The sequence below is a fragment of the Lysobacter sp. 22409 genome (assembly GCF_052045105.1).
GTDB lineage: Bacteria > Pseudomonadota > Gammaproteobacteria > Xanthomonadales > Xanthomonadaceae > Lysobacter > Lysobacter antibioticus_B.
In genome coordinates this window covers 24,516-37,700 of the sequence record NZ_JBQEOE010000009.1, presented here as the reverse complement: position 1 = coordinate 37,700, position 13,185 = coordinate 24,516, and the positions used below count along the sequence as shown (strand labels likewise).

Annotated in this window: 12 protein-coding genes and 1 pseudogene; 6 read left to right on the top strand and 7 right to left on the bottom strand. The window is 67.4% G+C overall.

The features are described 5' to 3' along the window. Positions 1–210 precede the first annotated feature (210 nt). Positions 211–1,587, bottom strand: a complete 1,377-nt coding sequence (gene purB, locus ACTJJK_RS06770; RefSeq protein WP_440729826.1) for an adenylosuccinate lyase — start codon at positions 1,585–1,587, stop codon at positions 211–213. Positions 1,588–1,867: 280 nt separating this feature from the next. Between purB and ACTJJK_RS06765 the strand changes: the two genes are divergently transcribed. Together ACTJJK_RS06765 and ACTJJK_RS06760 are read left to right on the top strand one after the other, a co-directional pair. After that, a complete protein-coding gene (locus ACTJJK_RS06765) occupies positions 1,868–3,352 on the top strand; it encodes a class II fumarate hydratase (protein ID WP_440729825.1) in 1,485 nt (494 codons plus the stop codon). A gap of 580 nt (positions 3,353–3,932) precedes the next feature. Next, the gene (locus ACTJJK_RS06760) at positions 3,933–4,115 is read left to right on the top strand and encodes a hypothetical protein (protein WP_031372981.1); all 183 of its coding nucleotides are present in this window, start codon (positions 3,933–3,935) and stop codon (positions 4,113–4,115) included. Positions 4,116–4,416: 301 nt separating this feature from the next. On the opposite strand, the gene ACTJJK_RS06755 is transcribed toward ACTJJK_RS06760, so the two are convergent. The 6 genes from ACTJJK_RS06755 to ACTJJK_RS06730 form a co-directional block, all read right to left on the bottom strand. Continuing rightward, the gene (locus ACTJJK_RS06755; RefSeq protein WP_440729824.1) at positions 4,417–4,956 is read right to left on the bottom strand and encodes a hypothetical protein; all 540 of its coding nucleotides are present in this window, start codon (positions 4,954–4,956) and stop codon (positions 4,417–4,419) included. Between the two features lie 61 nt (positions 4,957–5,017). Continuing rightward, positions 5,018–5,785 carry a hypothetical protein gene (locus ACTJJK_RS06750; RefSeq protein WP_440729823.1) on the bottom strand — a complete coding sequence of 256 codons (768 nt, stop codon included), beginning with the start codon at positions 5,783–5,785 and terminating at the stop codon, positions 5,018–5,020. 183 nt (positions 5,786–5,968) lie between these two features. After that, positions 5,969–7,003 carry an ABC transporter permease gene (locus tag ACTJJK_RS06745; protein WP_235186311.1) on the bottom strand — a complete coding sequence of 345 codons (1,035 nt, stop codon included), beginning with the start codon at positions 7,001–7,003 and terminating at the stop codon, positions 5,969–5,971. Beyond that, complete coding sequence (locus ACTJJK_RS06740) at positions 7,000–7,884, bottom strand: ABC transporter ATP-binding protein (protein ID WP_031372977.1); 885 nt, start codon at positions 7,882–7,884, stop codon at positions 7,000–7,002. Before ACTJJK_RS06740 ends, ACTJJK_RS06745 begins: the two co-directional genes overlap by 4 nt. After that, on the bottom strand, positions 7,881–8,261 hold the full coding sequence (locus tag ACTJJK_RS06735; protein WP_031372976.1) for a GntR family transcriptional regulator: 381 nt from the start codon (positions 8,259–8,261) through the stop codon (positions 7,881–7,883). Before ACTJJK_RS06735 ends, ACTJJK_RS06740 begins: the two co-directional genes overlap by 4 nt. A 3-nt stretch (positions 8,262–8,264) precedes the next feature. Next, positions 8,265–8,759, bottom strand: a complete 495-nt coding sequence (locus tag ACTJJK_RS06730; protein WP_031372975.1) for a hypothetical protein — start codon at positions 8,757–8,759, stop codon at positions 8,265–8,267. Positions 8,760–8,914: 155 nt separating this feature from the next. Here ACTJJK_RS06730 and ACTJJK_RS06725 point away from each other — a divergent pair. From ACTJJK_RS06725 to ACTJJK_RS06710, 4 genes and pseudogenes are all read left to right on the top strand, one after another. Continuing rightward, a pseudogene (locus tag ACTJJK_RS06725) lies at positions 8,915–9,493 on the top strand (glutathione peroxidase); the annotation flags it as partial. A 342-nt stretch (positions 9,494–9,835) separates the two neighbouring features. Beyond that, positions 9,836–10,780 (top strand): FKBP-type peptidyl-prolyl cis-trans isomerase, encoded by a 945-nt coding sequence (locus ACTJJK_RS06720; protein WP_031372973.1) that lies wholly within the window; start codon positions 9,836–9,838, stop codon positions 10,778–10,780. Between the two features lie 122 nt (positions 10,781–10,902). Then, positions 10,903–11,742 (top strand): FKBP-type peptidyl-prolyl cis-trans isomerase, encoded by an 840-nt coding sequence (locus ACTJJK_RS06715; RefSeq protein ID WP_223621082.1) that lies wholly within the window; start codon positions 10,903–10,905, stop codon positions 11,740–11,742. 82 nt (positions 11,743–11,824) lie between these two features. Then, the gene (locus ACTJJK_RS06710) at positions 11,825–13,171 is read left to right on the top strand and encodes a UDP-glucose dehydrogenase family protein (protein WP_031372971.1); all 1,347 of its coding nucleotides are present in this window, start codon (positions 11,825–11,827) and stop codon (positions 13,169–13,171) included. The last annotated feature ends 14 nt before the right edge of the window (positions 13,172–13,185 follow it).

Genomic DNA, 13,185 nt, shown 5'->3' with positions numbered 1-13,185 from the left:
CGCTCCATGATCGCCGCGCCGGCACATGCAATCCCGCGGTCGCGGCTGACGCCGCTCCTACAAGAGCCGCGGCGCAGCTTTGGAGTAGGAGCGACGCGAGTCGCGACCGCGTCGCCGCATGATTGCGGCGACGCAATCTGAAATCGCGCAGTCGCGGCTTGCGCCGCTCCTACCCACAGCGACTTCTGCGATCGCGTCGCCGTCAGCGCATCAGATCTCGCGCGCGAGCTTCTCGGCCAGGCCGGTGTAGCTGCCCGGGGTCATCGCCAACAGGCGCTGTTTGTCCTCGGCCGGAAGCTCCAGCGAGGCGATGAACTCGCGCATCGAGGCTTCGTTGATGCCGTGGCCGCGGGTCAGGGCCTTGAGTTGCTCGTAAGGATTCGGCAGGCCGTGACGGCGCATCACCGTCTGCACGGCTTCGGCCAACACTTCCCAGGACGCATCGAGGTCGGCGGCGAGGCGCTCGGGGTTGGCGCTGAGCTTGCCCAGGCCGCGCAGCAGCGCGTCCAGGCCGATCAGGGCGTGGCCAAAGGCGGTGCCGAGCGCGCGCAGCACGGTCGAGTCGGTCAGGTCGCGCTGCCAGCGGCTGATCGGCAGCTTGGCGGCGAAATGCTCGAACAGGGCGTTGGCGATGCCGAAGTTGCCTTCGGCGTTCTCGAAGTCGATCGGATTGACCTTGTGCGGCATGGTCGAGCTGCCGACTTCGCCGGCCTTGACCGACTGCTTGAAGTAACCCAGCGAGATATAGCCCCAGACGTCGCGGCACAGGTCGATGCAGACCGTGTCGATGCGGCGCTGCGCGTCGCAGACTTCGGCGATGCCGTCGTGCGGTTCGATCTGGGTGGTGTAGGGCTGCCAGTCCAGGCCCAGCGAGGCGACGAAGCGCTGGGCGAAGGCCGGCCAGTCGATGTCCGGATAGGCCGAGAGGTGGGCGTTGTAGTTGCCGACCGCGCCGTTGATCTTGCCCGGCATCTGCGCGCCGGCCAGGGTCTCGCCCTGGCGCTGCAGGCGCGCGACCACGTTGGCGATTTCCTTGCCGACCGTGGTCGGCGAGGCAGTCTGGCCGTGGGTGCGCGACAGCATCGGCAGGGCGGCGTAGTCGTGCGCCATGCTGCGCAGCTTCTGGATCAGCTCGTCCAGGCGCGGCAGCAGCACGTGCTGGCGGGCCTCGTTGAGCATCAGCGCGTAGCTGAGGTTGTTGATGTCCTCGCTGGTGCAGGCGAAGTGCACGAATTCCAGGGCCGGGCCGAGCTCGGCGTCGTCCTTGAGGCGTTCCTTGATCAGGTACTCGACCGCCTTGACGTCGTGGTTGGTGGTGCGCTCGATCTCCTTGACGCGTGCCGCGTCTTCGATCGACAGCTCGTCGGCGAGCTTGCGCAGGCGGGCGGCGGCGGCTTCCGAGAACGGCTTGAGTTCGACGATGCCGGGCTCGTTCGCCAGCGCCAGCAGCCATTCCACCTCGACCTTGACGCGGGCCTTGATCAGGCCGAACTCGGAAAAGATCGGCCGCAGCGCGTCGACCTTGCCGGCATAGCGGCCATCGAGCGGGGACAGGGCGAGCAGGGTGGTCTTGGGGTCGGCAGACATGGCACGCGCAGGGCAGTAAACAGTCCGCCATTCTACAGCCACGCCGCCCCGGGTCGCTCCGGGAGCCCCATGCCGCCTCCGAGACGCCTCGACAGGACGCCCCGATAGAGCCGGATTTGGCGGTTCGCGGCGGCGCTCTCGACGCCCGCCGCGGTCGTCGCCATGATGGCGCCCGCCAGCCGCTGCACGCGCCAGCTCCCATGATCCGCCGGGCGTATCCTCGCAGCATCCGCGATACGCAGCGGCGCCTCGCGTCCCCCTTGAATCGATGGAGCTGGCCATGGCGACTTTCGCCAAGAACAAAAGCAAGACCGCAAGCAAGACCGCGCCCAAGCGCGAAGGCAAGGGCGCGACGGGCAAGCCCGCTGCGGGCTTCCGCCTCGAACACGACAGCATGGGCGAGCTCAGCGTGCCCGCCGAAGCCCTGTGGGGCGCGCAGACCCAGCGTGCGGTGCAGAACTTCCCGATCTCCGGTGTGCCGATGCCGCGCGAGTTCATCCGCGCGCTGGCCCTGGTCAAGGGCGCGGCGGCCGAGGTCAATGCCGGTTTCGGCCTGCTCGACAAGGGGCCGGCGGCGGCGATCCGCGCCGCCGCGGCCGAAGTCGCCGAAGGCCGCCACGACGCACACTTCCCGATCGACGTCTACCAGACCGGCTCGGGCACTTCGAGCAACATGAACGCCAACGAGGTCATCGCGACCCTGGCCACGCGTGCCGGCAAGCATGCGATCCACCCCAACGACCACGTCAATCTCGGCCAGAGTTCGAACGACGTCGTCCCGACCGCGATCCGGGTGTCGGCGCAACTGGCGGTGACCGAATCCTTGCTGCCGGCGCTCAAGCACCTGCGCAAGACCATCGAGGCGCGTGCCAAGGAACTGGCCAAGGTCACCAAGACCGGCCGCACCCATCTGATGGATGCGATGCCGCTGACCTTCGGCCAGGAATTCGGTGCCTGGGCGGCGCAGTTGAGCTCGGCGCAGGCGCGCATCGAGGACAGCCTGAAACGGTTGCGCCGCTTGCCGATCGGCGGCACCGCGATCGGCACCGGCATCAATGCCGATCCGCGCTTCGGCAAGGCCATGGCCAAGGCCTTGTCGGCCGCGACCGGCAGCAAGTTCGAGTCGGCCGCCGACAAGTTCGAGGGCCTGGCGGCGCAGGACGACGCGGTCGAGCTGTCGGGGCAGCTCAATGCGCTGGCGGTGGCGTTGATGAAGATCGGCAACGACCTGCGCTGGATGAACTCCGGGCCGCTCGCGGGCCTCGGCGAGATCGAACTGCCGGCATTGCAGCCGGGGAGCTCGATCATGCCGGGCAAGGTCAATCCGGTGATTCCCGAAGCCCTGGCGATGGTCTGCGCCCAGGTCATCGGCCACCACGCGGCCATCACCGTGGCCGGGCAGAGCGGCAACTTCCAGCTCAATGTGATGCTGCCGCTGATCGCCCACGACCTGCTCGATTCGATCCGCCTGCTCGGCAACGCCATGCGCCTGCTCGCCGACAGCAGCATCGCCGGCTTGAAGGTGCGGCAGGCGCATGTGCGCGAAGCCCTGGACCGCAACCCGATCCTGGTCACTGCGCTCAACCCGATCATCGGTTACGAAAAGGCCGCGGCGATCGCCAAGCAGGCCTACAAGGAAGGACGTCCGGTGCTGGAGGTGGCGATGGCCGCGACCGGCCTGCCGGAAAAACAGCTGCGGCGCCTGCTCGACCCAGCCGCGCTGACCCGCGGCGGTATTCACGGCGGCGGCGGTGGTGGCGGCTGAAGCGGCTGAATCGGCAGCCCGGGGCCGCAGCCCAGGGCTGCCCGGCGCTTCGGCCGGGATGCCCGAGTGCTTGGATTTCACGGCACATTCACGGACGTAGCCCGGACATCGCGCCCGTCAGCGAATTGTTCGAGGATTTTATTTCGCGACCGAAGTGGGGTTTCGCGACGAGGCCGTTTCGCTATCCTCGCTGCGCATACAGGCAGCAATCCAGTCGCCGGGACATACTCGGCGGCAGTCGGACAGACCGGCAGGGGCGGTCGAGCGACAACCGGCATCCGGGCCATCGGCCCGGTCTAGGTCGCGTCGAACCCAACCCCCATCGGACTCATCCGCCGGACGCCCTTTCGCTCCGCGGCATGGGGCCGTGCGTCCGCCGTTTTCCAGTTTTCGCACGCTTGCCGACGACCCGTCGCGCAGCCGGTTATTGAGCGGTAATCGGTCTGCAACGCCAGGTGTATATCGAGCGGTTCATGTCCCAACGTCCGGCCGACCGTCGCCAAGCGGTGGCCGGACGAGCTGTTTCCCCCGACCCCCGGATCCGATCCGGTCAGCCATAACCAGAAGTGGAGCTTCGCTCATGAATTCGATTCGATTCTTTCGGTACGCCGTCGTCCTGTCCCTGTTCGCCTGCGCCGGCTGCAACCCGCAGAGCGTGCCCATCGGCGACGAGCTGAAGTCCGATCTGTTGGCCAGCCATGCCGCCCCGGCCGTCGCTGTCGCGGCCCAGGCCACGGTCGACCAGGTCCGCAAGGCGCACTGAGCGACGCTGCCTAGGCGCCATCCGGCCGTGCTTCGGCACGGCTGGACGGCGTTTGCCGTGCCTGTCTCTTGCGGGCGGACGCTTTGCTTGATCGCCCTACGGCCAGATACGCCGCTGCCGGAGACGGCGTGGTCGCGGCTTGTGACCGAAGGAAATCCAGTAGGACGCCGCTCCTCCCCAAAGGCGGCGGCGTCGCCTAAGTCCGCATCGCAAGGATGCGGATGCCGTTGTCGAAGGTTTGCTCCTCACAACGCACGGTCGCGACGAACTGTCGCGACCGCGGTCGGTTCCGCGCTTGCGCTCAGCTGCGGCAGTCGCCGACCGAGCTGGCCTCGATCGCGGCGAAAGGCTCGAACGCGGGCAGGCTTGCGGTGAGCTCTTCCTGCGCAGTACGCAAGTCGGCGAGCCGGTCGCACATGTTCTGCGCGCGCTGTTCGAACACCGCCGCGTCGGCCTCGACTTTCGTGCCGATCGAATCCGGATTGCCGCTGGCCAGGCCGCTCAAGATCGTGCTCACGGTCTTGCCGGCGAAGGCGGCGCCGTCCTTGCCGATGGCGACGCCTTCCTTGCTGATGTTCATGGCGTGAGCGAAGTAGCGCTGGCTGATCGCCCGCTGCTCCGGGCTGAGGGCGACCGCGTTGCCGTCGAGGCTCAGGGTGCCGTCGGCGCCGATTTCCGCATAGGCGCCATCCTTGCCGCGCAGGATCACCCGATCGTTGGCCAAGCTCATCGGTGCGATCACCGAAACGTTCACGCTGGTATCGGGCGCCTGCGAGCAAGCGCTCGCCGACAGGGCGATCAATAGGGCGAAGGGAAGCGAGAGCGAACGTACGGCTTTCATGGCGGGCTTTCCTGGGCGGTTTAAGGGCGGCCTGGACGAGGGGCCGGATCGAACGTCCCGATCAATCGTCTTGCGGCAAGTGGACGCGGCCGGCGACGCCGTTGTGGACCACCGAGCCGCTGCCGATCGAGTGCACGCGCAAGTCGCCGCGCACGCCGTTGACTTCCAGGTCGCCCGAGCCGATGCGGCTCAATTCGACAGAACCGCCGACGTTGCTGAGTTCGACGTCGCCCGAGCCGATCGAGCCGAGCTTGACGTCGCGGGCGACGCGCTTGGCGGTGAGGTCGCCGGAACCGAGCGAGATCAGCTGCAGCGAACCGATGTCCTGGAAATCGACGTCGCCGGAACCGACGTCGGCGGTGGCCAGGCCGCGCACGTTGCTGACCTTGATGTCGCCCGAGCCGACGTCGGCACTGAGCGAGGCGACGCGGTCGACGTCGACGTCGCCGGAGCCGACCTTGAGCTGGACCATCATCGTGTCCGGCACGGTCGCCTGCAGCTTCATGTAGCTGTAGCGGTTGAGGCCGAAGTTGATGTTGGAGCGGTGCTGGGCGAGGACCACCAGCTTGTCGCCGACCCGCTTCTGGGTGACGGTCATGCCGGGCAGGTCGGCCGCATTGGTGGCGCAGGCGCGACCGCTGACCGCGGCCTTGGCGCCGGGCGAGCCGGTGACGCTGAGCTCGTCCGGGCCGATGTCGAAGACCACCGCCTTCACCCCGGTCAGGTCGAGCTGCAGATTGCGCGGTGCGGAAAATTCGCAGCGTTCGGCGGCCTGGGCGGCGAACGGCAACGAAAGGGCGAGGGCGAGCAGGGGGATCGTATGGCGCATCGGGCGCTCCGGAGTTGAAGGGTCGGTTCGATGGATGCGGCGCGGGCGAGCGGGGTTGCAATTATTTTCGCGGAGCCGGCTTTCGCTGAGCGGTACTTGGTGGGCGGTACTTGGTGGGTGGGACTGGGTCGAGCCGGCGTTGCGGTGGAGCTCCGGCCCCGTCCGCGGACGNAGGGCCGGCGGTCAGCCCTCGTCGCGCCAGCGGCGCAGGCGGATCGCGGCATAGACCATCAGCGCGCCGAGCACCGCGCCGATCCACAAGTCGACCGTGGCGAAGGCCTGCAGGCTGCTGGTGAAGTCGATCGAACGGGCGATGTCCTCGGGGCCGTTGATCACGCTGTTGGTATCGACGCCGTTGATCTGCGGGCTCAGGTACCAACTGCCGGGGACGATGCTGAGCAGACCGCGGAACGCCACCGTGTACCAGATCGCGTCGTGCGGGATCTCGATCCCCGGCAGGATGTCGAGCCAGCTGATGAACATGCAGGCCAGCAGCGGGATCACCACCGCCCAGACGAAGGGCACGCTGCGCGCCCACGCCGAGCACAGCATCAGCCAGCCGACCGTCGGCAGGGCCCACAGCGCGTACACCGGAATCGAGCACAGGATCTGCAGGACCAGGCGCAGCGGATGCGCTTCGGTGAAGACCCCGCTCGCGCCGGGCACGCCGTTGAGCAGCACCGCGACCCACGACAGCAGCCACATCACCGCGCCGATCGCCAGGCCTATGCCGATCGCCAGCGCCGGGGCCAGCACCAGCGCCCACAACAGCTTGGACAGCACCGCCTGGGTGTCGGAGACCGGCAACGACTTCCAGAACAGGATGCTGCGGTCCTTGCGTTCATCGTAGATCGAGCCCAGGGCGTAGAAGAACACCACGAACACGAACACCACGCAGGCCAGGCCCATGCCGCTGAGCAGGGCGATGTCGCCGGCGAGGCCGAACGCCGACTCGTGGCCGGAAACGTTGATGTTGACCCCGTCCATGTGCACGTCGCCGCGACGGATCGCGCTCTGCAGCATGATCGAGCTGGCGACCACGCCGAACAGCGAGAACACGATGGCGACCAGTCCGGTGATCACCGGGGCCCAGAAGAAGCCGCCGCGGTGTTCCCAGAACTCGCGCCGCAACAGCATCTTGAAGGTCTGCAGCGGCGGGATCGCGGCGACCGCGCGCGGTGCGGCGGGGGCGGCGAGGATATCGTCGGCGACGTTCATGCGTAGGTCCCCTTCATGGTGGCGACGAACAGATCGGCCAGGCCGGGCGTACGTACTTCGCCGAAGCCGGCCAACTGCTCGGCCGGAACGCCGTCGAACAACATCACGGTCTTGCCGAACGGAAGCGAGCGTTCGTCCAGCGGTTTCAGTGCGCGCGCCTGGGCGGCGGAGTCGGTATTGACCAGCACTTCGATGAAGCGCTCGCCGAGCACTTCCATCGGGCTGTCGAGCACGACCTTGCCGTCGCGGATGAACATCACGTCGGTGAGGATGTGTTCGATTTCCTCGACCTGGTGGGTGGTCACCAGGATGGTCTTGTTCTCGTCGAAATAATCCTCGAGCAGGCGCTGATAGAACTGCTTGCGGTAGAGGATGTCCAGGCCGAGGGTCGGTTCGTCGAGCACCAGCAGGCGCGCGTCGATGGCCATCACCAGCGCCAGGTGCAGTTGCACGATCATGCCCTTGGACATTTCGCGCACGCGCAGGTTGGGCTTGAGCTGGGTGCCGTGCAGGAAACGCTCGCACTTGGCCCGGTCGAAGCGCGGATGCACGCCGGCGACGAACTCGATCGCTTCGCGCACCCGCAGCCAGCGCGGCAGCACCGCGACGTCGGCGATGAAGCACACGTCGCGCATCAGCGCGTCGCGTTCGTGGCGCGGGTCGCGGCCGAGCACCGACAGCTCGCCGTCGAAGGCGATCAGGCCCAGGATGGCCTTGAGCGCGGTGGTCTTGCCGGCGCCGTTGGGGCCGATCAGGCCGACGATGCGGCCGGCCGGGATGTCGAAGGCGGCGTTGTCGAGCGCGAGCTTGTTCTTGTAGACCTTGCGCAGGCCGCGCGCGGTGACGATATGACCGGGGTCGATGTGGATGGCATTGGTCATGGTGCGTCTGCCTTGTCGTTGCCGGTGCGCGCACCGAGCAGTTCTTCGTTGCTGAGGCCCAGGCGCTGGATGCGCTCCAGGACCAGCGGCCATTCTTCGCGCAGGAAGCGTTCGCGCTCGTTGACGAGCAGTTTCCTTGCGGCTTCTTCGGTCACGTACATGCCCAGGCCTCGGCGTTTTTCGACCAGCGCCTCGTCCGCCAACTCCTGATAGGCGCGCGAGACGGTGATGGGGTTGAGTTGGTATTCGGCGGCGACCTGCCGCACGGACGGCAGGGCATCGCCTGGCTTGAGGACGCCGTCGAGCATCATCGCGACGACGCGCTCCTTGAGCTGGCGATAGATTGGAGCGCCGTCGCTCCATTGGATTGCGGTCATGGTTCAGCCCCGCGGCAGGAAGGAGAAGTAAGGCATAACGAGGTTCCGTCGGTTACGGCGCGCGGCGGTCCCGGCCTTGCGTTTGGTTTCGGTGCTTGCCGGCTCCGCGGCAACGAGGGGCTCGACCGCGTTGGCGATCGCGGTGAGGTCGGCGACTTCGCTGGCGATGCCGGCGACGAACAGGCTGACTTCGGCGGCGCTGGCATCCTGGCCGAGCCGGTCGGCGCTGGCTTCGATGCGGCGCGCGATGGTGGCGACGTCGGTTTGGCGGCTGCGGGCGCGCGCCACGAAGTCGCGGTCGAAGCTGATCTGCGCCTTGATCTGGCCCAGCTCGACCTGGATCGGGCGGGTCGCCACCGCGTCGCCGGCCAGCATGGCCAGTTCCGGGGCGGCGGACGCGACCGGCGCGGGCGAGGGGAAGGCGACTACCAGGCCCAGAACCAGGGCGCCGCCGGCGGCCATCAGGGCTGAAATGGAATTGTGGAGCTTGCGGTTCATATCGAACGTCCTGCTCGTTAGTGGGCCGGTGTTGTATGCAACTATAACACCTAAACACGTCGCGTCAATCGATACCGACCCAACTAAAGTCATACTTGGCCCAGCCAGTCCGGCTCCGCCGGCTTTCCCTCCATCGATCCTCCCGAGGCTGCCCGATGACTTCTTCGCTCCCCCGTTCAGGCCTGGCGCATTGCGCCGGCCCCGTCGCCCTGTTGTCCCTGGTGCTGGCCGCCGGCGCGGCCGTCGCCGCCGGTGGGCCCATGCTCGATCGCAGCTTCCGCCCGCTGGCCGGCAAGACCGCGGTCAACCTCGGCGCCCGCTACGGCGGCGACGTGGTGCTGGTGGTCAACACCGCCAGCAAGTGCGGCTACACCCCGCAATTCGAGGCCCTGGAAGGCCTGCAGGCCAAGTACAAAGGCAAGGGCTTCGCCGTGCTCGGTTTCCCCTCGGGCGACTTCAAGGCCCAGGAGTTCGAGGACGAAAAGCAGATCCAGGAGTTCTGCACCCTGACCTACGGGGTCAAGTTCCCGATGTTCGAGAAGGTGCACGTGATCGGCGAACAGGCGACGCCGCTCTACAAGGACTTGGCCAAGGCCGCCGGCGAAGCGCCGAAGTGGAACTTCCACAAGTATCTGCTCGGCCGCGACGGCCGCCTGATCGCCAGCTACGGCAGCAAGACCACGCCGGACGATCCGGCCGTGGTCGCCGCGATCGAGCGTGCCCTGACGGCGCCGCGGCCTAAGGCCGCGAAAGCGCCGGCTACCGCCACCGCGCCGGGGCCCAAGGCCGCGAAAGCGCCCACCGCCACCGCGCCGCAGCCGGCAGCCGCACGCTGATCCTCCAGGCCGGGCATCGGCAGCGCTCGGGCGCGGCGTCGCATCGCGCCGGAATGGGGCGCTGCGCGCGCGGATCTGCGCAGGCGATCCGGTTTCCTGCGCTCGCGAGCCGAGGCGGGATGGAACTTCCGGGCTTGTCCGCCGTCACACTGGAACATTGCCGCCGTAGCGCCGGCCCGCGACAATGACGGGCTTGCGCCGGACTGCGGCGTATCGATTCGCAAAAAGGAGCGGGACCCGATGAAGGCTTTCGTGCGCGGCGCGGCCGTGTTGATCACCACTGCGGCGCTGTTCAGCGGCGTCGCCTCTGCCCAGGACAAGACCGTGCTCGCCAACGACCGTGAAAAGATCAGCTATGCCATTGGCCTGGATGTGGCCAGTTCGCTCAAGCCGGTCGGTCCCGATCTCGACACCGCCGCCTTCGAGCGTGCGGTCAAGAACGTCTTCGACGGCGGCAAGCCGCTGATCACCCAGGAAGAAGCCCGCACCGTCGACCAGGCCCTGCGCGCGCGCATCGCCTCGCGCGACGGCAAGCCGGTTCCGGGCGCCGCCCCGGGCGCACCGCCGCCGTCGGTGGCCAAGGACAAGGTCGGTCTGTTGATCGGCACCTTCATGGTCGGCCCGTCGCTGCAGCAGATCAAATCCGAAATCGAACTGCCGCTGCTGGTGCAGGCGCTGCGCACCTCGCTGAGCGGCGGCAAGCCGCTGCTCGCCGAAGCCGAGGCCCGCACCGTGCTGACCGGTTTCAGCGAACGCCTGCAGGCCAAGATGAAGGCCGAAGCGGCCGCGGCCGGCGACGCCAACCTGAAGAAGGGCAAGGACTTCCTCGAGACCAACAAGAAGGTCAAGGGCGTGTTCGTGACCGGCTCGGGCCTGCAGTACATGGTGCTGCGCCAGGGTTCCGGCGAGCGTCCCAAGCCGACCGACAAGGTCAGCGTGAACTACAAGGGCACCTTGCTCGATGGCAGCACCTTCGACAGCTCCTACGATCGCGGGCAGCCGGCCGAGTTCCCGGTCAACGGCGTGATCCAGGGCTGGCAGGAAGGCCTGGCGATGATGCCGGTCGGCAGCAAGTTCAAGTTCTGGATCCCGGCCGAACTGGCCTATGGCCCGTCGGGCGCGCCGCCGAAGATCGGCCCGAATGCGACCCTCGAGTTTGAAGTCGAGTTGCTCGACATTCTCTGATCGTTCGTCGCCCAGACTCGTTGCGTTCAGCCGCCGGCTGGCAGTTTGTCCAGCCGGCGGCCAGGTTCCCACCCTCGTTTTCGGTTATTTCCTCCTCAGGAGTGCATTTGATGAAGCCTTTCATGCGTAACACCGCCCTCGCGTTCGCCGTGGCCTCGATGGCGCTGTTCGCGTCCGGCTGCAACCAGGCCGGCAAGCCGGCCGACGGCAAGGCCGCCGACGCCAAGCCCGGCGACAAGGCCGATGCCAAGAGCGACGTCAAGGCGCTCGGCGGCATGAAGACCGAGAAGGAACAGGAAAGCTATCTGATCGGCATGGACATGGGCCGCTCGCTCGAGCTGCTCAAGGACGATCTCGACCTGGCCGTGCTGCAGAAGGCCATGCAGGCCAACATGAAGGGCGACAAGCCGCTGCTGAGCGACGAGGAAGCGCGCCAGGTCCGCGAGCGCCTGCAGGAAAAGGTCCGCACCAAGCAGATCGAGAAAATGGTCGCGATGGCCAAGAAGAACCAGGAAGACGGCGACAAGTTCCTCGCCGCCAACGGCAAGAAGCCGGGCGTGGTGACCACCGCGTCGGGCCTGCAGTACCAGATGGTGACCGAAGGCAAGGGCGCCAAGCCCAAGAGCAGCGACACCGTGCGCGTGCACTACAAGGGCACGATGCTCGACGGCAAGACCTTCGACAGCTCCTACGATCGCAAGGAACCGGCGGTGTTCCCGCTCGGCGCGGTGGTCCCGGGCTGGCAGGAAGGCATCGCGCTGATGCCGGTCGGCAGCAAGTTCAAGCTGTGGATCCCGAGCAAGCTCGGCTACGGCGAGCAGGGCACCCCGGGCGGCCCGATCGGCCCGAACGCGACCCTGGTGTTCGATGTCGAACTGCTCGACATCGTCAAGCCTGGCGCGGGCGGTCCTGCCGGCGGCCCGGAATCGGCCGCGATGGGCGGCACGCACCCGCAGCACTGAGTCTTGCGCCGCTCCGTGCCCGCGCGTGCGGGCACGGAGTCCGGCCGCAGGGCCGGGCAATACCTTCGATAGAGAACACCCCATGCGCGTCACCATCTTCGGCACCGGCTACGTGGGTCTGGTCACCGGAACCTGCCTGGCCGATGTCGGTCACGACGTGGTCTGCGTCGATATCGACCAGGCCAAGATCGAAGGCCTCGAGCGCGGGGTGATCCCGATCTACGAGCCCGGCCTGGAGCCGATGGTCAAGGCCAACCACGCCGCCGGCCGTCTCCACTTCACCACCGACGCCGCCGGCGCGATCGCCCATGGCGACCTGATCTTCATCGCCGTCGGCACGCCGCCCGACGAGGACGGCAGCGCCGACCTCAAGTACGTGCTCGCCGTGGCGACGACGATCGGCCGCCATATCGAGCGCCAGGTGGTCGTGGTCAACAAGTCGACCGTGCCGGTCGGCACCGCCGACAAGGTTCAGGCGACGATCGCCCGCGAACTGCAGGCGCGCGGCGTCGACGTCGCCTTCGACGTGGCCTCCAACCCCGAATTCCTCAAGGAAGGCGATGCGGTCAACGACTGCATGCGTCCCGACCGCATCGTGATCGGCGCCTCCAGCCCGGTCGCGCTGGAAAAACTCAAGCGCCTGTACGCGCCGTTCAATCGCAATCACGAACGCATCGTCTACATGGACCTGCGCTCGGCCGAACTGACCAAGTACGCCGCCAATGCGATGCTGGCGACCAAGATCAGTTTCATGAACGAAATCGCCAACATCGCCGAGAAAGTCGGCGCCGACATCGAGATGGTCCGCCAGGGCATCGGTTCTGACCCGCGCATCGGCTGGCACTTCATCTACCCCGGTGCCGGCTACGGCGGGTCGTGCTTTCCGAAGGACGTGCAGGCGCTGGCCCGCACCGCCCAGCAGCACGGCTACCAGGCGCGCCTGCTCGACGCGGTGGAAGCGGTCAACGACAGCCAGAAGGGCCATTTGTTCGAGCTGATCCAGCGCCACTACGGCGGCAACATCGCCGGCAAGACCTTCGCGGTCTGGGGTCTGGCGTTCAAGCCGAACACCGACGACATGCGCGAGGCCTCGAGCCGCACGCTGCTGAACCAGTTGTGGGACGCCGGCGCGCGCGTGCGCGCCTACGATCCGGAAGCCAACGAAGAAGCCGAGCGCATCTTCGGCGAGCGCGAGGACCTGGCGCTGTGCGATTCGGCGCGCGCCGCGTTGGCCGATGCCGACGCCCTGGTCGTGGTGACCGAGTGGAAGCAGTTCCGCAGTCCGGATTTCGTGCGCGTGCGCCAGGCCTTGGCCGACGGTGTGATCTTCGACGGGCGCAACCTGTACCATCCCGACGAGGTCGAGGCGGCCGACCTGGCCTATTACGGCATCGGGCGCGGGCGCTCGATCCTGATCGACGGCGATTGAGCCGTCGGCACGCA